The sequence below is a fragment of the Bradyrhizobium cenepequi genome, assembly GCF_020329485.1.
In the GTDB taxonomy this organism is placed as follows: domain Bacteria; phylum Pseudomonadota; class Alphaproteobacteria; order Rhizobiales; family Xanthobacteraceae; genus Bradyrhizobium; species Bradyrhizobium cenepequi.
On the sequence record NZ_JAGKJI010000001.1, the window covers coordinates 641,395 to 663,618 of the forward strand.

18 protein-coding genes, 1 tRNA gene and 1 pseudogene are annotated in these 22,224 nt (G+C 61.7%); 9 read left to right on the plus strand and 11 right to left on the minus strand.

Going from position 1 to position 22,224, the window contains the following annotated elements; all coding sequences use genetic code 11:
* Nucleotides 1-130 precede the first annotated feature (130 nt).
* Both J6497_RS03255 and J6497_RS03260 read right to left on the minus strand, forming a co-directional pair.
* Nucleotides 131-2,188, minus strand: a complete 2,058-nt coding sequence (locus J6497_RS03255; RefSeq protein ID WP_225702753.1) for a DUF1217 domain-containing protein — start codon at nt 2,186-2,188, stop codon at nt 131-133.
* Nucleotides 2,189-2,411: 223 nt separating this feature from the next.
* On the minus strand, nt 2,412-2,771 hold the full coding sequence (locus J6497_RS03260; RefSeq protein ID WP_225702754.1) for a hypothetical protein: 360 nt from the start codon (nt 2,769-2,771) through the stop codon (nt 2,412-2,414).
* 1,120 nt (nt 2,772-3,891) lie between these two features.
* On the opposite strand from J6497_RS03260, the gene J6497_RS03265 reads away from it, so the two are divergent.
* Together J6497_RS03265 and J6497_RS41875 are read left to right on the plus strand one after the other, a co-directional pair.
* A complete protein-coding gene (locus J6497_RS03265) occupies nt 3,892-5,118 on the plus strand; it encodes a cupin domain-containing protein (RefSeq protein ID WP_225702755.1) in 1,227 nt (408 codons plus the stop codon).
* Between the two features lie 755 nt (nt 5,119-5,873).
* Nucleotides 5,874-5,969, plus strand: a pseudogene (locus J6497_RS41875) (BBE domain-containing protein); the annotation flags it as partial.
* Between the two features lie 102 nt (nt 5,970-6,071).
* Here the strand turns inward: J6497_RS41875 and J6497_RS03275 are convergent.
* From J6497_RS03275 to J6497_RS03300, 6 genes are all read right to left on the minus strand, one after another.
* Nucleotides 6,072-6,959, minus strand: coding sequence for an alpha/beta fold hydrolase (locus tag J6497_RS03275; RefSeq protein ID WP_225702756.1), 888 nt, complete (start codon nt 6,957-6,959; stop codon nt 6,072-6,074).
* Between the two features lie 26 nt (nt 6,960-6,985).
* Entirely contained in the window at nt 6,986-8,401 is a 1,416-nt protein-coding gene (hydA, locus tag J6497_RS03280) for a dihydropyrimidinase (protein ID WP_225702757.1), read from the minus strand.
* A complete protein-coding gene (locus tag J6497_RS03285; protein ID WP_225702758.1) occupies nt 8,401-9,174 on the minus strand; it encodes an aspartate/glutamate racemase family protein in 774 nt (257 codons plus the stop codon). The genes hydA and J6497_RS03285 overlap by 1 nt, the downstream gene beginning before the upstream one ends.
* Nucleotides 9,171-9,881: a GntR family transcriptional regulator gene (locus tag J6497_RS03290; protein WP_312010210.1), complete on the minus strand. Its 711-nt coding sequence runs from the start codon at nt 9,879-9,881 to the stop codon at nt 9,171-9,173. The genes J6497_RS03285 and J6497_RS03290 overlap by 4 nt, the downstream gene beginning before the upstream one ends.
* 141 nt (nt 9,882-10,022) lie before the next feature.
* Nucleotides 10,023-10,772 carry a maleate cis-trans isomerase family protein gene (locus tag J6497_RS03295; RefSeq protein WP_225702760.1) on the minus strand — a complete coding sequence of 250 codons (750 nt, stop codon included), beginning with the start codon at nt 10,770-10,772 and terminating at the stop codon, nt 10,023-10,025.
* A 43-nt stretch (nt 10,773-10,815) separates the two neighbouring features.
* Nucleotides 10,816-12,120, minus strand: a complete 1,305-nt coding sequence (locus J6497_RS03300) for an MFS transporter (RefSeq protein WP_225702761.1) — start codon at nt 12,118-12,120, stop codon at nt 10,816-10,818.
* 632 nt (nt 12,121-12,752) lie between these two features.
* Between J6497_RS03300 and J6497_RS03305 the strand changes: the two genes are divergently transcribed.
* Nucleotides 12,753-13,241 carry a DUF417 family protein gene (locus tag J6497_RS03305; RefSeq protein WP_225702762.1) on the plus strand — a complete coding sequence of 163 codons (489 nt, stop codon included), beginning with the start codon at nt 12,753-12,755 and terminating at the stop codon, nt 13,239-13,241.
* Nucleotides 13,242-13,345: 104 nt separating this feature from the next.
* Here J6497_RS03305 and J6497_RS03310 read toward each other — a convergent pair whose 3' ends face one another.
* Entirely contained in the window at nt 13,346-14,191 is an 846-nt protein-coding gene (locus J6497_RS03310; RefSeq protein WP_225702763.1) for an SDR family NAD(P)-dependent oxidoreductase, read from the minus strand.
* A 126-nt stretch (nt 14,192-14,317) separates the two neighbouring features.
* Here J6497_RS03310 and J6497_RS03315 point away from each other — a divergent pair, with 126 nt between their 5' ends.
* The 3 genes from J6497_RS03315 (at nt 14,318) to J6497_RS03325 (ending at nt 17,181) form a co-directional block, all read left to right on the plus strand.
* Complete coding sequence (locus J6497_RS03315) at nt 14,318-14,707, plus strand: response regulator (RefSeq protein WP_225702764.1); 390 nt, start codon at nt 14,318-14,320, stop codon at nt 14,705-14,707.
* 602 nt (nt 14,708-15,309) lie between these two features.
* A complete protein-coding gene (locus tag J6497_RS03320; RefSeq protein WP_225702809.1) occupies nt 15,310-16,521 on the plus strand; it encodes a GGDEF domain-containing protein in 1,212 nt (403 codons plus the stop codon).
* A gap of 36 nt (nt 16,522-16,557) precedes the next feature.
* Nucleotides 16,558-17,181 carry a peptidoglycan recognition protein family protein gene (locus J6497_RS03325; protein ID WP_225702765.1) on the plus strand — a complete coding sequence of 208 codons (624 nt, stop codon included), beginning with the start codon at nt 16,558-16,560 and terminating at the stop codon, nt 17,179-17,181.
* A 66-nt stretch (nt 17,182-17,247) separates the two neighbouring features.
* Here the strand turns inward: J6497_RS03325 and rpoH are convergent, their stop codons facing one another.
* Together rpoH and J6497_RS03335 are read right to left on the minus strand one after the other, a co-directional pair.
* The gene (gene rpoH / locus J6497_RS03330) at nt 17,248-18,144 is read right to left on the minus strand and encodes an RNA polymerase sigma factor RpoH (RefSeq protein ID WP_225702766.1); all 897 of its coding nucleotides are present in this window, start codon (nt 18,142-18,144) and stop codon (nt 17,248-17,250) included.
* 192 nt (nt 18,145-18,336) lie between these two features.
* The gene (locus J6497_RS03335) at nt 18,337-19,341 is read right to left on the minus strand and encodes an RluA family pseudouridine synthase (RefSeq protein WP_225702810.1); all 1,005 of its coding nucleotides are present in this window, start codon (nt 19,339-19,341) and stop codon (nt 18,337-18,339) included.
* Nucleotides 19,342-19,458: 117 nt separating this feature from the next.
* On the opposite strand from J6497_RS03335, the gene J6497_RS03340 reads away from it, so the two are divergent.
* From J6497_RS03340 to J6497_RS03350, 3 genes are all read left to right on the plus strand, one after another.
* The gene (locus J6497_RS03340) at nt 19,459-19,794 is read left to right on the plus strand and encodes a hypothetical protein (RefSeq protein WP_225702767.1); all 336 of its coding nucleotides are present in this window, start codon (nt 19,459-19,461) and stop codon (nt 19,792-19,794) included.
* A 52-nt stretch (nt 19,795-19,846) separates the two neighbouring features.
* A tRNA-Glu gene (locus J6497_RS03345) sits at nt 19,847-19,921 on the plus strand.
* Between the two features lie 965 nt (nt 19,922-20,886).
* On the plus strand, nt 20,887-21,570 hold the full coding sequence (locus tag J6497_RS03350; RefSeq protein ID WP_225702768.1) for an integrase core domain-containing protein: 684 nt from the start codon (nt 20,887-20,889) through the stop codon (nt 21,568-21,570).
* Nucleotides 21,571-22,224: the final 654 nt, after the last annotated feature.

The window sequence follows — 22,224 nt, forward strand, 5'->3', positions numbered from 1 at the left end:
CGGGTGTTGCATCGGATCTTCTGCGATCGCCACGGTCCGTCAGGCCGAAGCCGGTCTGCCCGCGAGCCCGTGTATACCAAGGGAGCGCCACGGGTGCGGCGTGGCCTCCATCGTCGGGCGCTGCGGCTGTTCAGTGCTGCTTGCCCAACAGCGCAATGGACAGGAGCGTGTCTTGACTGATGCCTGCGGCCGACCCTTGCAGGATGGCGAGCCCTGGTGACGAAACCTGGCTGCTGTTCTTCAGGTCGTACATGGCAGTAAACCGGTGTAACAGCGCTCCAAGTTTTTCCGGATCGGCGAGATCCTTCAGGTTGAGGTGCTTTTCCACGATCTTTGCTTGCTGATCGATTGCCATGCTCGCCAGCTCGTCGGGTAGGTTGTAGGTGGTTCGGAACACCTGCGCGAGAGCTGGGTCGGCAAGGATATCGTAGGCAGAGGTGATCTGCGCAGACTTTCGCTGGAAATACAGCGCCAGGCGAACGCCGGCATTCGCGTCTCCCTGCTGCGTTTCCAGCGTTTGCTGGAGATAGCTGTTCTGCGTTTCCAGAAGCTGGTCTCGTTTTTGCGGTCCTATTGCAGGGATACGGCTGACGTTGCCGTCCTTGTCGAAATTGAACGATGCGGCGATCTCCGCGAAGCGGGAGTCGCTGGTGCTGTTCGCGAAGCTTTTGGGATCCTCCAGATCGGAACTGAAGACCTTCTTGAGATACTCGTTGGTTACCGTCGCGGGATCCAGGCCTCTTGCAACAAGGATGATATCGACCAATTTCCTGTCTGAGAGCAGCTCGGAAACGCTCTCTATGTCTGCGATTGTGTTCTGATAATACGCGGCGTCCTGCTCGGCCTTTTCTCGAAGTCCGTCCGTTTCCGCAGCGCTTGCAAATCGCGTTTTTGCAATGATGTAGTCCTTTGCAATCTGCGTGACTTCAGCCGAGTTTTGCGCCACGAGAGGCGTTGTCAGGTTGCCCTTGCTGTCAAAGTTGAAAGCGTGCGCGAGCTGTATATATCGATCGTCTCCGGCGGTATATGCATAGCTCATTGGGTTGGCCAAATCGCTCGTGAGCACAGCCTTGATCGTGACCGGCGAGACGTTTTCCGGATCGAGACCAACCGCCTTCAGCGCGAAGTTGTACACGTTCGGCGTAGACACGAACTGTTCAACTGATGTTATGCTGTAGACGCTGGCCCTGAACTGCGTTATCGCGAGGGTTTCCAGTTCTTCCTCAGCGTCGAGATATGTTGCGCCCTTGCTGAGGACAAACTTCTCATTGGTGCTGTTCCGGTTGTCATCGGTCTGAGCGGACGTGCCGGAGGCAAGCGTTCCATCTGCCGAAAACTCGAACGCGCCGGCGAGGTCGAAGTACCGGCCGATCATGCCAAGCGAGTTCTGGTAGCTGGATATATCTGCGTTGCTTTTCGCCAGCCGGTTCGCTTGGGTCGTGATTTTCGCTCTCAGATCGGTCACATCGGCGCCGGGTTGTGATAGCTGCGCCATATACTCCGCTATCTTCGAATTGGCGTCGCTGGCATCCGCGCGGGCTTGATCAATCTTGGCATTGAGCTCGTCCCGCTGGGGAGCCAGGGTCGTGTTGACGTAACTGCTCGGATCGGATGGATCGCTGCTCAAGACTTTCCGTATCGTCTCGCGCGACCAATTGCTGTCATCGATATCGAACGCCGAAAATACATACGTGCGGAGGCGGTCGTCGTTCAACAGTGCATCCACGCTTTTGACGCCGCCGATCGTGGCATTGTAGTAGCGCGTATCTTCGTCGATCGCCTCAACCCGGCTCTGGACTTGTGCCGTATACAGGCCGACCATATCGTCAGTCTGGGTTGACGATTGCGCAGCAGGCGTATCAGCGCCTGTGAAGGAAAATGCGGCGGCAAATTCTCGAAAGCGCTTGTCCGTCAGTTTGTTGGCGAAGCTGTTCGCGTCGAGGAGGTCGCTCTCCAGCACCTTTCTCATGAAGGCTTTTGCATAGATCATATCCTCCAACCCGTATGCCTTCATTGCATACTGGTAGAGCCGATCGTCCTTGAGAAAATCATCGACGGTTCTTACATCGCCTATGTTTTCCTGGTAGTAGGCGGCGCTTCGTGCCACGTCGGGCTGCTGCGCAACTCGCGTCAGGGACTGCTGGAGGTTGCGAACGACGGAATTGTAGCTGGCGTACGTAGACACCATCGAGACATCCTTTTCGGAAAACTGCTGAATATAATGACCATCTTGCTTGCGTGAAGCTGGCAGGGTTGCTGGAAAAAGCGATCGTCCGGCATGGGCGGCTGTTGCACCAGGAGAGATTGAGAAAGGTGCGCGCGGCGGCGGAAAGCCACCACTGATGGTCCGTCAGCCAGTTTCTGACGCGGGCGTCACCGAGAGAGGGCCGCGTGGGTATTGCGCAGGCTGATCAGTTGCGCTGGGCGGTCCAATAGCCGGCGCAGCGCGCATTGCCGGAATGTCCGCTCCAGGTTCCGCGACCTGATGGACCGACGAGCCTGCCAGATCCGGAGGCATATTTCTCGTGAACGGTCACAGAGGCGCGAACTGCGCCGGATCGAGCCACGCGCCCCCTGAAGTTTACCAGATTGGGATGAGTCACGATCCCGTTGATGATGTTGACGGAGAAATTGTACGTCGGATCACAAGGGCCGTATTGCGTGACGAACAGGAGACTCCAAGGGCCGTCGTAGGCAGACCTTGCATCGGCACTACTAACGAGGAGCGAGCTCATACCGGCGATTGCGAGCGCGAGCGGAAGCCGTTTCATGACATTGTCTCCGAGGGTTACTCTGGTAAACAGCGTGAACTTCATTATTGCGAAGCATTTGCGATCTTATCTGCGCCCTGTCAGCGCCTATCCTGATGAGGAACGATGTAGGCAGGCTTCCATGGTCGGTCCCGTAAAATCCCGCTAAGCCAAGTCACTATGCCGTTACAGAAGATGGCGGCGATCTTGCGGGCCGCAGTCTCGCGGGGCTGCGGGAGAAATGCGACATCGGGGAGATCAATCCCAAAGGCCGTTGGCGGAGTGTATCGCGGCGCAAGCGGTGTCATGGCGAAAGGCTGTATCGCGCAGCGACATGCTGATCGACCGAAGGTCAGAAGTGCAGCGCACTCATTTGAAAACTGAAATCGTTTCACTTCCGTAGACGTTCGGAAGCACGCAGTATTCCGGATGTCTGCCGCTGGCGGCCTGGTTCAACGAACTGGTGTATCCGCTTTTCGTCCAGGCTGGTTTTGCTGATCCGATCTATGGCGGGAACGTCGGCAAGGTGTTCTGGGCGCATGATTAGCTATCCCGGCCTGCCCGCGGTGCATGCGGATGACATGGTGCAGTTTCGCGGCAAGCCATATCCCGCCGCGCAGGATCCGAAAGCGATCGGCGATTTCAGCTGAGGATGGATTTGAGGGTCAAGGCGTTGAAATCACGAACGGTCGTGATCTGCGGCGGCGGTTTTACCGCGGGTTTGATCTCGCGTCAGCGTCCCGCCGGTGCGCGTCCTCGCCCCAACCTGCTGACCGAGAGAGGAGTTGTCTGCGCAGGGTGATCGCACTCCCGTGATCTTCGTCGCGCGAGCGATCACGGCATTTCACGTACCTCGAAGTATTCCTCCGGCTCGTATCACGCTGTCAACTTATTGCGAGCAGATGGTGATTACGTTCATTGGCGCGATCGACTTGGGCATTTGGCCGCGCGGATGCGGCGGGTGCACAGTGATACTGCGATCTTTTCAATTCTGCCGAGAGGACCGTGTATCCATATAGGATTGATGGTGAGCGGCCGCGCCCTGCATCTACAGTCGGCAATCGATAGATCTGCGAAGATTTCAGGCCCGCGCGTCCACGGCAGCACCAGTCTGGATCCTCGAACCACAGGACACGAAATCATGGATGCCATTTCTCGTCGCAAAATGCTGGCAGCGACCGCGGCTGGAGGTCTTCTCACGACAACCGCTATCGCGCACGCTCAATCCGCAGACACGATCCCGCAGCCGCAGCGGCCAGGTCGCGGCGGCACTGATCATGGCCCCCGCGATCTGACGCGGGACCGACAAAACCCGGATATGCTCGTGCCGCCCTCGACCGATCACGGCAGCTTGCCGAACCTGCGCTTCTCGTTTTCCGACGCGCATATGCGGCTCGAGACGGGCGGTTGGACCCGCCAGGTGACGCGCCGCGAGCTCGGCGTTGCGACGGCCCTTGCCGGTGTGAACATGCGGCTGAACGCCGGCGGCGTGCGCGAGATGCATTGGCACAAGGCTTCCGAATGGGCCTATATGCTCTACGGCACAGCCCGCATCACGGCGGTCGATGCCAACGGGCGCTACTTCGTCGATGATGTCGGTGCCGGCGACCTCTGGTTCTTCCCCTCCGGAGTTCCGCACTCCATCCAGGGCCTCGGTCCGGACGGTTGCGAATTTCTTCTCGTCTTCGACGACGGCGATTTCGATGAAGACAACACCTTCATGATCGCCGATTGGCTCAAGCGCACGCCGAACGAGGTGCTCGGCAAGAATTTTGGGATGCCGGCGTCGTTGTTCGACCATACTCCCGAGGAGAGCCAGCGCTACATTTTTCCGGCTCCCTTGCCGGGCCCGCTCAGCGGGGACAGCATTCCGGGAGCAACGCCCGTGTCGCAGAGCTTCAGCTCCCGCCTGATGGCGCAGGATCCCATCAAGACCTCGAGCGGGACGGTGCGGATCAGCGATTCGACCGTGTTTCCGGTCAACACCACGACCGCAGCGGCACTGGTCGAGGTCCATCCGGGCGGATTGCGCGAGCTGCACTGGCATCCGAACGGAGACGAGTGGCTCTATGTCATCGAGGGGCAGGCACGCATGGGCGTATTTGCGGGGCAGGGCCAGGCGCGTACCTTCGACCTGCGAGCCGGCGATGTCGGTTACGTGCCGATCGCGATGGGCCATTATCTTGAGAACACTGGCACGAGCCCGTTGCGGTTCCTCGAGACATTCAAGAGCCCTTACTTTGTCGACTTCTCTTTGGACACGTGGATGGCACTGACTCCATCGCCACTGGTGGATGCACATCTGAACCTGGACCGACAAGTGATGGATAGTCTGCGCAAGACAAAGGCGCCGGTCGTTCCGGACTAGGGTCAATTGTCCTCGACGGGCAGAGTGGTGCTTGATGCGCGGAACAGCAGAGAAGAAGTGCCGCGAGTGCCGGCAGTCTCAACTCCGAACATCGAATGATTGGATCACCGAACGAGACTGACGCCTGCGATTTTGCGAGGACTCTCCTCGCCATCGCAGGTCACGACCTTCGCCAACCGCTCCAGATCATCCGAAACATTCACGATCGCCTCGGCGATGGCGCTCGGACAATATCAGAGCTGCACCTGCTCCAGCTCGGCCAAAGCGCTATCGATCGATTGACAGGACAGCTCGGAGTTCAAATTCGATTGGTGCCCACGACATTTTCCATCATGAGCGATACCGTCCTTCTCGGGACGGTTCTCCGCAACCTTGTCAGCAACGCGGTAAAGTTCACAGAACCTGGTGGCAAGGTCCTTTTGGGGTGCCGTCACGTACGGGACAGCATACGCATCGACGTATTCGACGCCGGGGCTTGAGCGGTCAACACTCGCGACAAAATCGACCGGTGAACTCGACCTGGGAGCGGTCTCGAATACCCATCTCACGCAGGATTTGATCGTCGAGCGCAGTGAGCGCGCGAACTGCTCGCCTGACTTCGCGCTCGCTTTTCCATTGCGTCCACAACGAAGGCTCGCTGGAAGGGGAAGTACGGAAAGAAGACCTGTCCACGTGAGACTCCACAACCTGTTGATGGGAGCAAATGTGGTTTTCATTCGTTACGGCATGATAACCCAGCGTGCAAATCTGGTTACATCAGAAATGATCGGCCTGCCGACCGCGAACGCTACGAGCGCCTCGTTGCGATCAAGCAGCGATACGACCCGCACAATTTGTTCCGCGTGAACCATAACATCGCGTCAACGATCGCGAATTTCCAGGAAGCCACGGCCGTTCCCTCGGTCGATTCCACTGCGTTTGCCGCGCAGGCATATGGACCGATCTGGCTCGAATTATCCGTCCTTCATTCCCGTGATCGAGGTGCTGACCGCCCGTGGATCGCGGAGCGGCCAGCGGCCGCTTTCGGCCTGGGCCAGGAAATCGCCGACGATCCGGTTGTACTCCTCCGGTTCCTCGATATTGATCGCGTGTCCCGAATTCGGCATCACCGCAAGCGCGGCCGAGGGAATGCTCTGCTTCATGAGAATGCCCGGCAACAGGCACGGCCAATCCTCATCGCCGGTGATGACCAACGTCGGCACGGTGATGCGCTTCATCTCCTTGACCAGCGAATAGAGCGATGGCCGCTCCTTCTGCACCCCCTGCTGCGTATTGGCCGATCCGGTCGCCGAATGTTCGGCCAGCATCGCCTTGAACTCGGCGTGACCGCGCGGATCCTTGTTTTGATATTGCACGCGCGTCGGCCCGTAGGCATAGCGCTCGGCGAATGCCGACATGCCCTCGCGCCGGATCATGTCGGCGATCACGTCGGCTTCAGCGCGGAACGTCTCGCGCTTGTCGGGCTCGGCGCCATAGCCGCAGCCGCCGATGCAGAGAGACAGCGCCCGCTGCTGATGACGCAGGCCGAAATGCAGCGTCGCGAAGCCGCCCATGGACAGGCCGACGATATGCGCCTGCCGCTCGCCGATATGATCGAGCACCGCGAGGATGTCGTCAGCGGCGCGTGCCTGCGAATAGGATGAAACCTGCTCGGGCACGTCCGACGGCGGGAAGCCGCGCGCGTTGAAGGCAATGGCGCGATAGCGCTTGCCGAAATGCCGCATCTGCGGTTCGTAGCTGCGCAGATCACCGGCGAATTCGTGAACGAAGATGACGGGACGGCCGGCTCCCGTTTCCTCGAAATAAAGCTGCACGCCGTCGTCCGTCGTTGCATAAGGCATGTTGATCTCCCGCCGTCAGATCGAGACTAAGATGTGAAATTTGCTGCCGCCGCCGGCTTGCTCCGCGGCAGGTAGGTGCCATGGCCCTTGGCCCCGACCAGGACGCCATCATCGACCACCACGCGCCCGCGCACCATCGTCAGCACCGGCCAGCCCGTGACCTCGAGCCCCTCATAGGGCGTGTAGTCAGCACCGTCATGGATAAGCTCATGGCGGATCGCGACCTTGCGCTTCGGATCCCACAGCGCCATGTCGGCGTCCGATCCCACCGCGATCGTGCCCTTGCGCGGGTAGAGGCCGTAGATTTTTGCGTGATTGGTCGCGCTGAACGCGACGAAATCGTTGAGGTCGATGCGGCCCTTCACCACGCCTTCCGAGAACAGGATCGGCAGCCGCGTCGCGACACCGGGAATGCCGTTCGGCACCCAGCGGAAACTGGTGCGGCCCTTGGGCACGAGCTTTCCTTGCGGGTCGTCATAGCGGAACGGACAATGGTCGGACGAGAACACGGAGAACACCTTTTGCTGCAGGCCTTCCCAGCACGCCTGCTGGCTTGCGAGGTCGCGCGGCGGCGGCGAGCACACGTACTTGGCGCCTTCCATGTTGAGCTGTTCCAGATCGGTCTCGGTCAGGACCAGGTATTGCGGGCAGGTCTCGCCCATCACCTTCAGCCCGCGTTGCCGGGCGCGGCGAATCTCCTCCATCGCGCCGCGGTTCGACACGTGCACGATCATGATCGGCACGTCGACGAGTTCGGCCAGCGAGATGGCGCGGTGCGTGGCCTCGCGCTCGACCGGAATCGGCCGCGAGGTCGCATGAAAGCGCGGCGCGGTGTTGCCGGCGCGCTCGAGACGATCGGTGAGGAAGCGGATGGCGTCGAAATTTTCCGCATGCACCATCAGCGTCGCGCCGGTCTCGCGCGCAACCGACATGGTTTCGAGCAGCTCGCGGTCGGACAGCGCCAGCCCCTCATAGGTCATGAACACCTTGAGCGAGGTGTAGCCATCCTCCACCAGCGCCGGCAGTTCCTGGCCGAGCACCTGCTCGGTCGGGTCGGTGACGATGAGGTGAAAGGCGACATCGACATGACATTCGCCGTCCGCCAGCGCGTGGTAGCGCCGCAATGCCTCGCGCAGCGTCTGGCCTTTCTCCTGCAGGCAGAACGGCAGCACGGTGGTGTTGCCGCCGAACGCCGCCGAGCGCGTGCCGCTGGCAAAGCCGTCGGCCATGACGATGCCATCGCCGGATGGCTGGGCAAAATGGACGTGGCTGTCGATGCCGCCGGGCAGCACGAGGCGATCGGTGGCATCAATGATCGTCTCCGCCGCGCCGAGATCGTGCCCCAGGGCAGCGATCTTGCCGTCTTGAATTCCGACGTCGCAGGCAAAGGTGTCGGCGGCGGTCGCAACGGTGCCGCCGCGGATGATGGTGTCGAACGGCATCAGCTGGATCCTCCTTCGGCATCATGTCGCTGCCGATGCTCGATGACCGCGCCCAGCGGCTCCGCCAGCCCCATGGTCGCCTTGGCATCGGGGCGGCGGAACGTTCCGGCGATGGGCTTGCGCAGCTTCAGGACTGCGAGCGTCTCGGCCTGCCGCACCGCCGCCGCGATCGGATCGATCGCCGGAACCGGAATGCGATGGCTGACTTTCGCGGCAAGGCCGGCCAGCGGCGCGCCGGAAAGAATGACGACATCGGCGCCATCCTGTTCGACGGCGCGGTTCGCGAGCGTCACCAGCATGTCTTCCTTCTCGGCCTGGACGTCGGCGATGGATCGGAAGCCATCGTCGAGCGTCCGTATACCGGCGCAACGTGCGGAAAGACCGTGCATGGCAACGCATTCCTGGTACCAGGGCGCGAGCGCGCGGGCGAACGTCACGATGGAAAAGCGCTGGCCCACCATGCAGGCGGTCAGCATCGCCGCTTCGGCAAGACCTACCACTGGAATATCGAACAGTTCGCGCGCCCCGAACAGGCCGGGGTCGCCGAAGGCGGCAATGATCGCGGCATCGACACCGGGGCTGGCCTCAGCCAGCATGTCCAGCGCGATGGCGCCGCCGATCTGGGCCTCGGCCCGGGTCGCGATATAGGGCACGCCACGGCTGGCCGTCATCGTCACCAGCTCGGTGCCGGGCGAGGCGACTTGCGCGCCGGCCGCATGCAGCAGGTCGGTCACCGCTGACGTGGTGTTGGGATTGAGCAGCAGGATCTTCACGGCCCGGCCTTTCTCGCTATGTGGCGCATGTTGGGTCGAGCCTTCGCGGTGCTGGCATCGTCCGCATCGGAGTCCAGCGTGGCGGCCATGATCTCGCCGGTGCGGCGGACATGATGGCCAAGCAACTGTCCGGCGCGGTCGGCGTCACCGGCCTTCAGCGCGGCCAGAATGTCCTGATGCTCGCGCACCGATTCGTCCCATCGCCCATGGACTGCCAGTGCGAAGAAGCGCGCGCGTTCCACCCGTGCCAGCAGGATATCATGCGTGGCTTTCAACACTGCATTGCGGGCGAAGCCGACGATGGCGCTGTGAATCTGCTGGTTGACCTCGAAATATTCGCGCAGCTCGCCGCGGTCGTGGTGCAATTCGATCCGCTCCTGCAGCGCCTGCAGTCGCTCCACGTCGCGCTCAACCATTCGCGTCGCGGCAAGCTCGGCGGCGCACCGCTCGATACCGCTCACCGCCTCGAACAGCTCGGTCAATTCATCGCGGCGAAACGGCGCCACCACGGCGCTGCGGTTGAGGCGCAGTTCGACCAGACCTTCGGCCGCCAATTGCTTCAGCGCTTCGCGCAGCGGCGTGCGCGAGATGCCGAGCGCCTCGGACAGATCGCCTTCGAGCAATTGCTCGCCAGGCTTCAGATCGCCGCGCACGATCAGCGTGCGAAGCCGCGTCGCGGCCTGCTCATGCAGGCCGGTGCGCGGCACGCGCAACCGTCGCCGTTGCAGCGCGGTGACGCCGCGGCGCGATTTAGCCTCTTTCCTGGTCTTGGTCGCTTTGGTCTCAGTCACGGTCAGTTTTCGTTCCGGTCATGAATCTTCGCACCTTCAAGTGTCCCGTGGAGGGCGTCAATAAGCTTGGCTGTGGCCCTCAATCGGGATTTGAAACAGGCGGCCCCAGCCGCGAATGCACGACGGATCAACGCCGGTTGCGGCCAGGCATGCCCACAGGGTCACTGCGATCGAATCGAACACCGGGACACCGAGCATCGCCTCGAGTTGCGCGGCGGCGCTGGCGCCCCGCATGTTGGTGCAGACCACCGCGACCGCGTCGCAGCCCTCGCGTGCGACCTCTTCGATCAATGCCGCCACCTCGCTCTCCGGCACGTCCGCGAAGGAAAAATTGTCCTGCAGCGAAAGGTGGCGTTCGGCGACGCAGTGCAAGCCTTCGGAGGCCCAGTTGGCGATGATCTTGTCCTGCACGTCGCGGCGATAGGGCGTCACCAGTCCGATGCGATCCATCCTGCGGCGCCGGAACAGATCGCGGTAGGCGAGCACGGTGGTGCGGGCCTTGATGCCGGTCGCGGCCGTGATCCGTTCGCATAATTGCTCGTCGCGCTCGAAGCCGAGCCAGCTCGCCGATGTTCCGTTCCAGGCAATGACGTCCACTTTCGCATGGGCCAGCAGCTCGGCAGCCCGCAGGATCTCGCTGTCGTCGAACTGGCGGAGCGCGGATTCGGACAGCGCGATTTCGGTCACCTTGAAGCGCGAGAAATGCGCCGAGACATCTGCGATACCGGCCAGCATCGCATAGGTGATCGGTTCCAGCGCGGTGTTGGACGAAGGGGTCAGCATGCCGAGCCGGACCGGACTAGTCATGTTGCAGCCTCAAAGATACGCGGCCATCCGCCGATCAGCGTGTCTAAACCGGCAATTTGCGGCTGTAGTCGATCAGCGTCGAGCAGATCAGTAACGCAACGCCGGCCGCAGCGAAGAACATCAGGGCCAGGAAGTAGGAGCCGGTGGCCTGGACGATCAAGCCGACGACCAGCGGCGTCATGATGCCGGCAATATTGCCGCCGAGATTCATGCAACCACCGAGAAAGCCCGATTTGTCGCGTCCCGCAAGCGCGGAAGGAATCGCCCAGTACATCCCGCACCAGCGCAGGAAGAACAACGTGGAGGACAGCAGCACCACGACCGTCACGGGGTCGCGCACATAGGCCACCAGGAAAATCGATACCGTCGCCATGATCGCGGCAATGCCGAACAGGGTGCGGAATACCAGGTTCGGCGCGCCGCCGCGGCTGCGCCAGTGGTCGCCGATCCAGCCGCCGACCAGTTCGCCGACGAAGCCGGCGAAGAAGATGATGAAGGATGCGCCGCCGAGCACCTTGATGTCGAAATTGTGCACCTTGAACAGGTAAGTCGGCATCCACGTCAACAGGCCATAGAAGGTGGTGTTGAAGAACATCCAGCCCAGGCACATGCACCATACCGAACGGAAGCGGAAATAGGCGATCCAGCTTCCGCCGGAGGAGGGCGGCGTGGCGGCGTCTTCCAGCTCATGCGCTTGTTCGAGGTAGCGCGCTTCGGCTTCATTGACCGACGGGTGCTGCCGCGGATGGTTGCGGATGTAGTACCATGCCCACAAGCCGCACAGCATCGTGCCGACGCCGGCGATGACAAAGGCGATGCGCCAGGAATCGAAGATCGCGATCAACCACGCGATCACGATCGAGCCGAGCGCTGCGCCGAGCGGCGCGCCTCCGTCGAGCAGCGTCGCGCCACGCCCGCGCTCGTTCTGCGTCATCCAGATGGCGTTGAGCTTGCCGCCCGCTGGATAGATTGGCGCTTCCGATGCGCCCAGTCCAAGCCGCGTCAGCAGCAACACCCACCAGTTGGTGGCCACTGCGGCGATCGCCTGGAAAGCGCCCCAGAAGATCGTCGCCAGCGCGATCACGATCCGCGGTTTGTAATGGTCGGCGAGCAGGCCGCCGGGAATCTGCATGGCGGCGTAGGTCCAGAAGAACGAACTCAGGATCAGGCCCTGCATCGCCGGATCGATGTCGAACTCCTTGGAGATCAGCGGCATCGCGACCGAGAGCGAGGCGCGATCGATGTAGTTGATCGAGATCAGGAACAGCATCAGCAGGAAGATATTCCAGCGCACGCCGGTTGGCCTGATGGCGCCTGTCGCGCCGATAGCGGACACCTGATCGCTCATTGCTTCCTCCCAACTGCCGGCAGACTTCCAGCGAGCGTCTCCATTGACGTTCATTCGTCCCCTGACGTCGCCAAGTCTGGTTCAATCGAAGGTTAGCGGCAACAACATTATGTATGCTGCATGCAATATCTACTATCATACTGATATGATTTATATTTCTGGATCAAAGATGTCTGCGGTGCCAAAATTTTAGCGCGCGGCTGATTACGAATTGAGCGCCGCGGATGCGGCCCGGCCGATGGCGTCGACGATGCGCTGCAGTCACCCGGAGCTGTTGAAAATCATTAGCGGCTCCCATCAATCGGGATAGAGCGAGGCTACGGCGTCAGCTCGCCGGACCGGATGCTCTGACAACTTCGCAGGCAAGTCGTGGAAATCAAGCAGAACTTCGTTGTGTCGCAACCTCTGCTCACGGTGTGGGCGTTCTTCCACGACGTTCCAAGCGTTGCTGCGGCGCCATGCTGCACCACCTGCATTGGCTCGGCTACGCGCATTGCCTACGATCGGTTCGCTCGCGATCCGTCCCATACACATCGTTGTGAACGAGGCCTCGTAACGGCGGGCGCCGCCCGTGCGTACGGGATGCCATGACCTTCAACGCGTCAGTATAGTCCAGGCAAGAGGTGATCCGGATGAAGACACCCTTCAACGTCGCCGAAAGTGGAGAGGGATCTTATCGACTGCTGGCTATCCTTCGCTGGGTCATGGTTGTGATCTTCGTGTCGTTTGGCATGCAGAAATTCACGTTGCAGTCGGCGCAGGGCATCGTTCAATACATCAGCAACAGTCCATTTATTTCGTGGTTATCGGTGCTTGGCCTGCGGGGAGAAGCGTATTTCCTCGGCGTTGCCGAGCTTGGTATCGCAGTGCTCCTTGCGGCGGGCGCATTCAGCCCGATCCTGTCAGCCATCAGCTCGCTGCTAGGCGTGATTACGTTCGCCATCACCTGGTCGTTCTTCTTCACGACACCGGGTGTCGTTAAATGGAGTTGGTCGACCGACCCGATGGCCTGGAACTTGACCGGCGAGTTCATCTTCAAGGACATCGTCTTGCTCTGCGTCTGCCTCGTGCTGTTCCTCGCCTCATTGCCTCGATCTTTCAGCCGATCACGCAGTATGTAAGACGGACGGTCCCCTCGCCCCGGCATCTGCTTCGCTGCTGTCGCAGGGCTCTCATTCTCCTGTGCGGGGTTTGCCACCATGCGAGGCGACAACTTCCGAACGCGTCACTTCCCCGCTTGCGCCGTTTCGCTCCCGAGGCGCCGCTGCAGCACCGACCAATAGGTCGCCGGTAGGAAGCGTTGCAGCAGGTCCATCAAGCGGGCGTCACGGCCGATCAGGATGCGCGGCCGGTTGTTCTCGATGCCAGCGATGATGATGCGCGCGGCGGCGGCCGGCGTCGTCCTGGCAGCCGCATCGAACCGCTCGATCAATTGTGCCCGGCGCGCATTGTCGGACACGGCGATGCCGGTGCGGGAATTGCGGACGATGTTGGTGGCGACACCACCGGGATGCACCACTGACAGCCGCACTGGACTTGCCGCCACCGCTAGCTCATGCCGCAGGCTTTCGGAGAAGCCGCGCACGGCGAATTTCGAGGCGCAATAGGCGGTCTGGCCGGGCGGTGCGACGATGCCGAAGATCGAGGAGACGTTGACGATATGCGCTTCGCGTTGCCGCGCGAGCTGCGGCAGGAAAGCGCGCGTCGCATGCACCGTGCCCCAGAAGTTGATGTTGAACAGCCACTCCATCTGCGCCTGGTCGATCTCATGGAACTGGCCGAGCAGGGAGACGCCGGCATTGTTGATGAGAATGTTGAGGGACGGATGCGCGCGGGTTGCGGCGTCCGCGAAGCCCGCGATCTCGCTGGCCTCGCCGACATCGACGCGATGCACCGTGACTTTCCGCGGGGCCACTTTGCCGATCTCGGCGGCCACCGCGGCAAGGCCGGGCTCATCCCGGTCCGCAAGCGCCAGATCGGCGCCGCCCGTGGCAAGCTCGAGCGCGAGCGCCCGGCCGATGCCGCTGGCGGCCCCCGTGACGGCCACCGCACTTCCGCAGATTGTCGTCATGCCACCTGCTCCCAGGGAATGTAGTGACTATCTCTAGCACAGGGTTCCGCGAGTTTTTCGAAATTGGAAATGAACCAGTCCGCGGTGCGGGCTTTAACCTCTTTTATTTCACGAACGGAGGCGCCGATGGAACAGCCAAGGCCGCTTCGCGGAAAAGCACTCGTCGTTGAAGACGACCCGATGCAGAGGCAGATGATTGGGCTCTTGCTGGAAGAGAGCGATTTCGACGTGATCGAATGCGCCAGCGCCGAGGCTGCGGAGGTGATCTTGCAGTACGACGGCGAGGCTCTCGATCTGATGATGACCGATGTCGAGCTCGCCGGCTACAAGGACGGCGTCGAGCTCGCCCATATCGCCAAGCGCTGCAATCCCGCCCTCGGCGTCATTGTCACCTCGGGCAAGCCGCTGCGGCGGAAGCTGCCGGATGGCGCGAAATTCTGGTCCAAGCCCTGGGTGCCGCTGGACGTGATCCGCGAGGCGGAGCGGATGGTGCTGGCGCGGGATGGCCGGCGGTAGCATGCGCGATTTGCAAGGCACCAATCGGAGCAGCGCAAAATCGAACGGCGGGCCGCAGGCCCGCCGGTTTGACAACCCCGGTTCTGAGCGCCCGGGCAGGGCGAGCGCGCGCCGCCGCCCGGGCTGAAACAGTTACTTCTTGGCCTTCTTCTTCTTGGTGGCCTTCTTCGCCTTTTTCGCCTTCTTCGCTTTCTTAGCCATAGTATCCTCTCAGGGTTTAATGGATTGAAACGCGACGCCGAGGCATGCTTGGCGGAGGGCCAACCTCGCAACATCCTCGATTGAGAAGCTCAACAGATTCGCGGCGTGCTGCCGCGGGCTGTCACCTCGCCGTCATCGCGTTATCCACAACTGTTGTGCGTCTTTGACGCGATTTTTCGCCGAACCAGCATGTCCACAGGCCTCCGCCGCATCGAATGGCCGACCCGACAAGGTTAATGCTGCGGAAATTCGATCTTCATCGATTCAAAACCACAGCATCGAATAGACCATCGAATTGAGAGTCCATTAAGCCAGATGACGGCATGTTGCCGCCGCGAGAGAGCCGTCACGGGCGGCCCGTTCACCTACAGAAGGGGCAGGATGCAGATCCTGGATTTGCGGTGCTGAGCGTTCCGACGCTGTGGACGGTATCCGTCACCAACTTCTTCGCGCTCGGCCTGGTCTGGGTCTACGTGCAGCGCTGCTATCCCAAGTTCGAGGCGGCGCGGTTCTGGACCGCGGCGGCATTTGCGGCAACCGCGGGCGCCGCGGCTTCGATGCTGCGCGGCGTGATCGACTTCCCCTTGCTGCTGATCGGCTGCAATGCGCTTCTGACCTTGGCGTGCTGGTTCGTCGTGATGGGCGTCCAGCGCTTCTACACTGTGCCGATCTCCTGGCGCGCGCCTGCGCTCGGCATCGGCCTCACCTGCATCGGCCTCGCCTATTTCCAGTTCGTGCACGACGACATTGCGGCGCGGATCGCGGTCTATTCCCTCGGACAGATCGTGCCGGCGGCGATCAGTTTGCATTTGCTGCGGCGCGAGGACCAGAATGCCGGAGCCCGGCTGGCCGCCATCTGCTGCGTCCTACTCATCATCGGCCACGGCACGCGCTCCGTTCTCGCGCTGCTGCACGTCGGGGGCGATCTCTCGATCGTCGACTTCAACGGGATCCAGGCTGCGCTGATCCTGATCGTGATCTTCCTGTCGATGGCCTGGAACTTCGGCCTGCTGTTGATGGCGATCGACCGGCTGCGCAACGAGGTCGCCGATCTCGCGCTGGTCGATGACCTCACGGGGGTCGGCAATCGCAGGCATCTGGTGCAGCGGCTGACCGAGGAATGCGCCCGCTCCGCGCGCAGCGCCGAGCCGTTCGCGCTGCTCGTGATCGATCTCGACGACTTCAAGGGCATCAACGACAACCATGGCCACGCCGCCGGCGACGCCTGCCTGCAACATTTCGCGCTGATGGCGCAGACCCGGTTGCGGCCCGGCGACATGCTGGCTCGCAGCGGCGGCGACGAGTTCTGCATCGTGCTGCCGTCGTCCTCGCTGCGCGAGGGAACGATGATCGCCCGCCGCGTGCTCGAGGTGTGCCGTGCCGATGCCGCGGAATGCGCGGGCAAGGAGATCCCGATCGCGGTGTCGATCGGGGTTGCGCAATGGACAAGGGAGATCGGCGCCTATCCGGACCGCCTGATCGCCGCCGCCGACCAGGCGCTCTATGAAGCCAAGAAGCGCGGCCGCGACGGCTATGCGATCTCCGAACCGGCGCCGCCGCTGGTGCCCGAAATTGCCGACATGCCTGATATCATGAGCCGCAAGACGGCGTAAGCCGTGTCACGAAAGCCGCATCACGGGGGCTGATGCATGAACCTTCGCCTGCCTGCGGCGGCGCTTTGCACCGCTGTGCTCGTCACGTCGGCCTTCGCGCAGACGCCCGATCTTGCGGCGATCGCGCGATCATCGGGCGCGCCTGACATCCCCGGTCTCAAGATGGTGTGGCTCGCGCCCTGGGGCGATGTCGCAAGGTCCCATCCCTGGCGCAACATCATCGTGCACCAGACCGAAGGACCGGCAGGCTCGGCCCGCGGCGGCGCGCAGGCGCAATCCAGGAATCCGAGCCGGCGCGGCGTGATGGTGTGGGTCGAGACCGACGGCACGGTCTATTGGGCGGTCGACGAGAAGCTCGTCACGACCCATGGCGACGGCGCCAACCGCAACGACAACAAATACATCGACAATGGCCCGACCTATCACCAGGTCGTCGCCAGCAATTCGATCGGCGTCGAATTCGCCGGCAACTACCCCGACGTGACCCGCCCGCCCACGGAGGCGCAAATCGCGGCGTGGCGGATCCTGGTGAAGATCCTGCGCACCCGCTACAGCATCCCGCTCGAGCGCGTCTACGCCCATAACTGGATCGACTTCAAGGACGCCCGCTATTGCGAAGGCTGCGCCTTGGCGAACATGGCGCGGGAGTGGGGCGAGTAGAAAGCGGTCATCGGCGCAAAAAAAAGCCGGCGTTGCCGCCGGCTTTTACATACTATGCTGGCGCCGTCAGTGCGCAGCTTCGAGCGCCGCTTCCTGCTTGGCGATCGTGCCCTTGACGGCCGATTGCACCTTCTCGAAAGCGCGGACCTCGATCTGCCGCACGCGTTCGCGGGAGACGCCGAATTCGGCGGCGAGGTCTTCCAGCGTCATCGGCTCGTCGGCGAGGCGCCGCGCCTCGAAGATGCGGCGTTCGCGCGGGTTGAGCACGTTGATGGCGCCGGTCAGCGCCTGGCGGCGATGATCGAACTCTTCGCTCTCCGCCATCAGGGCTTCCGCGTTTGGCGCGGTGTCGACCAGCCAGTCCTGCCATTCGCCCGCTTCGCCGTCGTCGCGGATCGGCGCGTTGAGCGACGCGTCGCCGCCGAGACGGCGGTTCATGTCGATCACGTCCTGAGCCGTCACGCCGAGGCGCTTGGCAATCAGCTTCACCTGGTCGGGGTGGAGATCACCCTCGTCCAGCGCGGAGATCTTGCTCTTCGCCTTGCGCAGGTTGAAGAACAGCTTCTTCTGGTTCGCGGTGGTTCCCATTTTCACGAGCGACCAGGAACGCAGGATGTACTCTTGTATTGACGCCTTGATCCACCACATGGCGTAAGTGGCGAGGCGGAAGCCCTTGTCGGGCTCGAACCGCTTCACCGCCTGCATCAGGCCGACATTGCCTTCCGAAACGACTTCGGATATCGGCAAGCCGTAGCCGCGATAGCCCATGGCGATCTTGGCCACGAGCCTGAGGTGGCTGGTGACGAGTTTATGTGCCGCGTCGCGATCGTCGTGCTCGCGCCAACGTTTCGCGAGCATATATTCCTCCTGCGGTTCCAGCATCGGGAACCGACGGATCTCGGCGAGGTATCTTGAGAGGCCGGATTCTCCATTGAGAACCGGTAACGTAGCTGTACGGGCCATGCTAGCGCCCTCCAGTGGTTCAGGCCCCCGATAGCGGCGGGCCCGGCAGGCGGCCGCTGTGTTAAAGCCGGCCGGCTTGCGATGTTCCGCGTTGGGTATTCAACGCGAACGCAACATTACACCCAATGGGGCGTGATAGGGAAGGATTGCTGACGTCACGTCCCCGTGTGGCTGATATAACTTATTGTCATATCAAGGTTTTTCCAAGGGGTGCGTCATAGCGCCACCTTCCAGGGTGCGTTTCAGGAGAAGCAAATCCTCCGGTAGTGGCAGCTCCCAATGCAAAATTTCTCCGGTTCGGGGGTGCTCGATAGCAAGCAGGTAAGCGTGGAGCGCTTGGCGGCCTAGGGCGGCGAGTGCGGCCTGCGCGTTGGGGCCGAGATGGCTGGCCTTGGTCTTGAAGTGCGGGCCATAGACGGAATCACCCATCAGCGGATGGCCGATATGGGCGAGGTGCACGCGGATCTGATGGGTCCGTCCGGTCTCGAGCCGGCAGGCCAGCAGGGAGGCGACCGGCTTGCCGTCGTGCCCCTGAAACGCTTCGCTCAGCTCCCAATGGGTGATCGCCTCGCGGCCGCGCTCGCGCACCGCCATCTTCTCGCGCGCATACGGGTGGCGGTCGATCGGCGCGTCAATGGTGCCGCGCTGGCGGTTCGGCACCCCCCAGATGAAGGCCAGATAGCCGCGCTCCATTTCTCCGGTGCGGCCATGGTCGGCAAATTGCGTGGTCAGTGACTGATGGGCCTGATCGTTCTTCGCGACCACCATCAAGCCGGTGGTGTCCTTGTCCAGCCGATGGACGATTCCCGGACGCCGCACGCCGCCGATGCCGGAAAGGCCGGCGCCGCAATGGGCAATCAGGGCGTTGACCAGTGTGCCGCTCTCATGGCCGGCGGCGGGATGCACCACGAGGCCGGCCGGCTTGTCGATGACGATAAGATCGTCATCCTCATAGATGATATCGAGCGCGATATCCTCGCCCTTAGGCTCCGGCGGGACCGCTTCCGGAACCTCGATTCCGACCGCATCGCCTTGGGCGACGTGAAACGCGGGGTCGCGAACGGGAGCGTCCTTCACCGTGACGGAACCGGCGAGGATCAGCGCCTTCAGCCGTGACCGCGACAGTTCCGGAAGGCGCTGCGCGAGGACACGGTCGAGCCGGGGCGAGCCCTCGTCGCCCTGAACGGTGACGGCCAGCCTCTGGACCCCAAGGGAGCCGCCAAGGGCCGGCGGGTCCTGTTCCTCTGCGTTCGCGCTTACTTTCTTCGGCAAAATCGGTTTCCACTTCCGCCGATCATGTTTAAACAGCCGCGCATGACCGAAACAACGTTCCCTGAACCGACCCAAGAGCAGGCCGCCCTGATCGCGCGGGTGCGGCGGATGATGCTGATCGCGGCCCTGACCTCGGCGCTGGCGGTGTCCGTGGTCCTCATCGCCATCGGCTATCGTTTTTACCGCGCGGAGGGAAGCCCTGTCGCCACGACGGACATCACGGCGGCACTGCCGAAGGGCGCGCGCATCGTGTCGACCGGCATCGCCGGCGACAGCCTGGTGGTGACCCTTGATGTAGGCGGGACGACCGAAATTCGCACATTCGACGCAAAAACGCTGAAACCATCAGGAAAACTGCGTTTCGTCAGCGAACCCTGAGCCAAGCTCGCTTGCAGTTTTCGATTTTCAAGGCTATTGCCTGAGGTCTCACGCTCCCTTCGTCTAGCGGTTAGGACGCGGCCCTCTCAAGGCTGAAACAGGGGTTCGATTCCCCTAGGGAGCGCCAAGAAATTCAATGGCTTAGATCCAGATCGGCGAAGTCGTCGAATATCGGTTGAATAAGCGTCGGCGAACGGTAGCGAACCCACCGCGCCAATTTGTAAGCTCATTCTGCCCGCTTCGTCGCCGACTTCCGACGCGCTAATCGCCGATCTGTTCACAGGCCGTCCGCGTACGCAGACAGGCAACTCGAGTCGCTTATCGACACCCGCCGCCCTGCGCGAGGTGCGTGAACTCGGCCACATCATTGAAAATCGAGGCTGCCCGCGCGTGATCGTTCGCGACGACCGCGCCGAGTTCACCAGCAACACCCATATTGGCCTGACAGGAAAAGATAGTGGCACTACATCGCACCTCACAGCCAAGTTTCATGTCCTTAGTACGCATTGTTTTCCTGAGCCTCTTTCTGTCCGTAAGATTGTTCGAAACTCCGCTCCCGGAAGCGTTGTAGAAACGCTGGGGAGGGCAGTCGCAGCGTAGACCGATGCTGTCCTAGAGAGTCCCACGCCAGCGCTTCATAAACGCCATGTTCGGCAACAGCTTCGCTCAGAATGGAGAGCCAGGCTCGGCTGCTTTAACTGTGTGTACCGAAAATTTTATCCGAGTTGATGAGGTGACGGAATCGCCTAAGCTGGCGGAATGATCCGGCTGCTCAATTTCGTGTCGGCCGTGCTGGCCTTGCCATTCAGGTCGAAGTTGCGGCTTGAAGCGGAGAACGCGGCGCTGCGACATCAGTTAATTGTCTTGAGGCGAAGGCTGCATGGCCGCGTCCGGCTGACGAACCGGGATCGCTGGTTCTTGATCCAGCTGTATCGCTGGTTTCCATCAATCCTGAAGGTTCTCACCATCATCCGGCCCGAGACGCTCGTGCGTTGGCACAGGGCCGGTTTTCGCTGCTACTGGCGTTGGAAGTCGCGCCCATTGGGAGGACGACCGCCGATCGACACCGAGCTGCGCGGATTGATCCTGCAGATGAGCATCGAAAATCCGCTTTGGGGCGCGCCGCGCATCCATGGCGAACTTCTCAAGCTCGGGGTTGAGGTCGCTCAATCAAGCGTTGCCAAGTACATGGTCAAACGACGCTGCCCACCAAGCCCGGGATGGCGGACCTTCCTGCGTAATCACGCGCGTGACATTGCCGCCATGGATTTATTCATGGTTCCGACCGTAGGCTTCGATCTGCTCTATGCCTTCGTCATCGTCCGACTGGACCGCAGAGACTTGGTCTGGATCAACGTCACAGCAAACCCGACGGCCGAATGGGTTGCACGTCAGATCACCGAGGCCTTTCCTTGGGATCAGGCCCCAAAATACCTCATTCGCGATCGTGACCGCATCTATGGCAGCCTCGTTACGCGGCGATTGCGCGCCATGGGCATCCGCGACAAGCCGATTGCACCAGCCTCGCCGTGGCAGAATGGCTTTGCCGAACGGCTGATCGGATCGATCCGCCGCGAGTGTTTGGACCACATCATTGTCCTGGGCGAGGTGCATTTGCGTCGGGTCCTGAAATCATACGCCGACCATTACAATTGTGTCAGAACGCATAGGTCGTTGGACAAAGATGCGCCGGTTTCTCGCCCGGTTCAGCGGACCGGAAGCATCAAATCACACGCCATCCTCGGCGGTCTTCACCACCACTACGTTCGGGTGTAGCTGGTTTTCGGTACACACAACGCCGGACAGATGAAAAGCTGCTGACTTCCAGGTGGATCAGCAACGATTTCGATTGTGTCTCCCCGTGGTGGCTTACCAACCGCTAAGGAGATAAATTCTCGGCAGTCTTCATTCTCGCAATACAGGCCCGAATTTTCGGTCCCTGCAATGCCCTTGCTTGCATTCAGGGGCTCCGTCAGGCTTGTCCTCAGATGTATTCGGCGAATGGTCATGAATGATCGCCACAAGCTCACATTCCAACCAACTCGGTCATCCTTTCTTTCTTCCGGCCTCACAAACCTTTTAGACCCCTCTTAGTAGAAGTGCCCTTCGGCATCGTCCCCGACCTGCTGGGCTCATCCAACCCGAGCACACGAGGTGCAAGCGCGCCGGGAAACGGCCCCAGAACCGCCGGGGCCGCCAACCTTGGAGGTTTTCCTCCGGCCTGGGCTGAGGAGTCGGCCGGAAGCCCTAAGTTGACTCCCGGCAAGCCGGCTTCGTTCCTTAAGGCCGGTCTCGGCTCCCGCTCAGTGATCTCGCGGCAGCGCCGGCCACCAGGCTGAGGCGGCCTTACTCTTTCGGATCGGGATGTAGCTCGCGCTTTTGCGCCTCGTACCGCTCTATCAGCAGCGCTATGCCCGATTGGGTCAACTG

Coding starts and splice junctions, on each gene's coding strand:
- J6497_RS03265 (WP_225702755.1), top strand. CDS start 3,892: ATGGATGCCATTTCTCGTCGCAAAATGCTGGCAGCGACCGCGGCTGGA.
- hydA (WP_225702757.1), bottom strand. CDS start 8,401: ATGCCGTTCGACACCATCATCCGCGGCGGCACCGTTGCGACCGCCGCC.
- J6497_RS03340 (WP_225702767.1), top strand. CDS start 19,459: ATGACCGAAACAACGTTCCCTGAACCGACCCAAGAGCAGGCCGCCCTG.
- J6497_RS03305 (WP_225702762.1), top strand. CDS start 12,753: ATGAAGACACCCTTCAACGTCGCCGAAAGTGGAGAGGGATCTTATCGA.
- rpoH (WP_225702766.1), bottom strand. CDS start 18,144: ATGGCCCGTACAGCTACGTTACCGGTTCTCAATGGAGAATCCGGCCTC.
- J6497_RS03350 (WP_225702768.1), top strand. CDS start 20,887: ATGAGCATCGAAAATCCGCTTTGGGGCGCGCCGCGCATCCATGGCGAA.
- J6497_RS03295 (WP_225702760.1), bottom strand. CDS start 10,772: ATGACTAGTCCGGTCCGGCTCGGCATGCTGACCCCTTCGTCCAACACC.
- J6497_RS03310 (WP_225702763.1), bottom strand. CDS start 14,191: ATGACGACAATCTGCGGAAGTGCGGTGGCCGTCACGGGGGCCGCCAGC.
- J6497_RS03255 (WP_225702753.1), bottom strand. CDS start 2,188: ATGGTGTCTACGTACGCCAGCTACAATTCCGTCGTTCGCAACCTCCAG.
- J6497_RS03325 (WP_225702765.1), top strand. CDS start 16,558: ATGAACCTTCGCCTGCCTGCGGCGGCGCTTTGCACCGCTGTGCTCGTC.
- J6497_RS03260 (WP_225702754.1), bottom strand. CDS start 2,771: ATGAAACGGCTTCCGCTCGCGCTCGCAATCGCCGGTATGAGCTCGCTC.
- J6497_RS03275 (WP_225702756.1), bottom strand. CDS start 6,959: ATGCCTTATGCAACGACGGACGACGGCGTGCAGCTTTATTTCGAGGAA.
- J6497_RS03315 (WP_225702764.1), top strand. CDS start 14,318: ATGGAACAGCCAAGGCCGCTTCGCGGAAAAGCACTCGTCGTTGAAGAC.
- J6497_RS03300 (WP_225702761.1), bottom strand. CDS start 12,120: ATGAGCGATCAGGTGTCCGCTATCGGCGCGACAGGCGCCATCAGGCCA.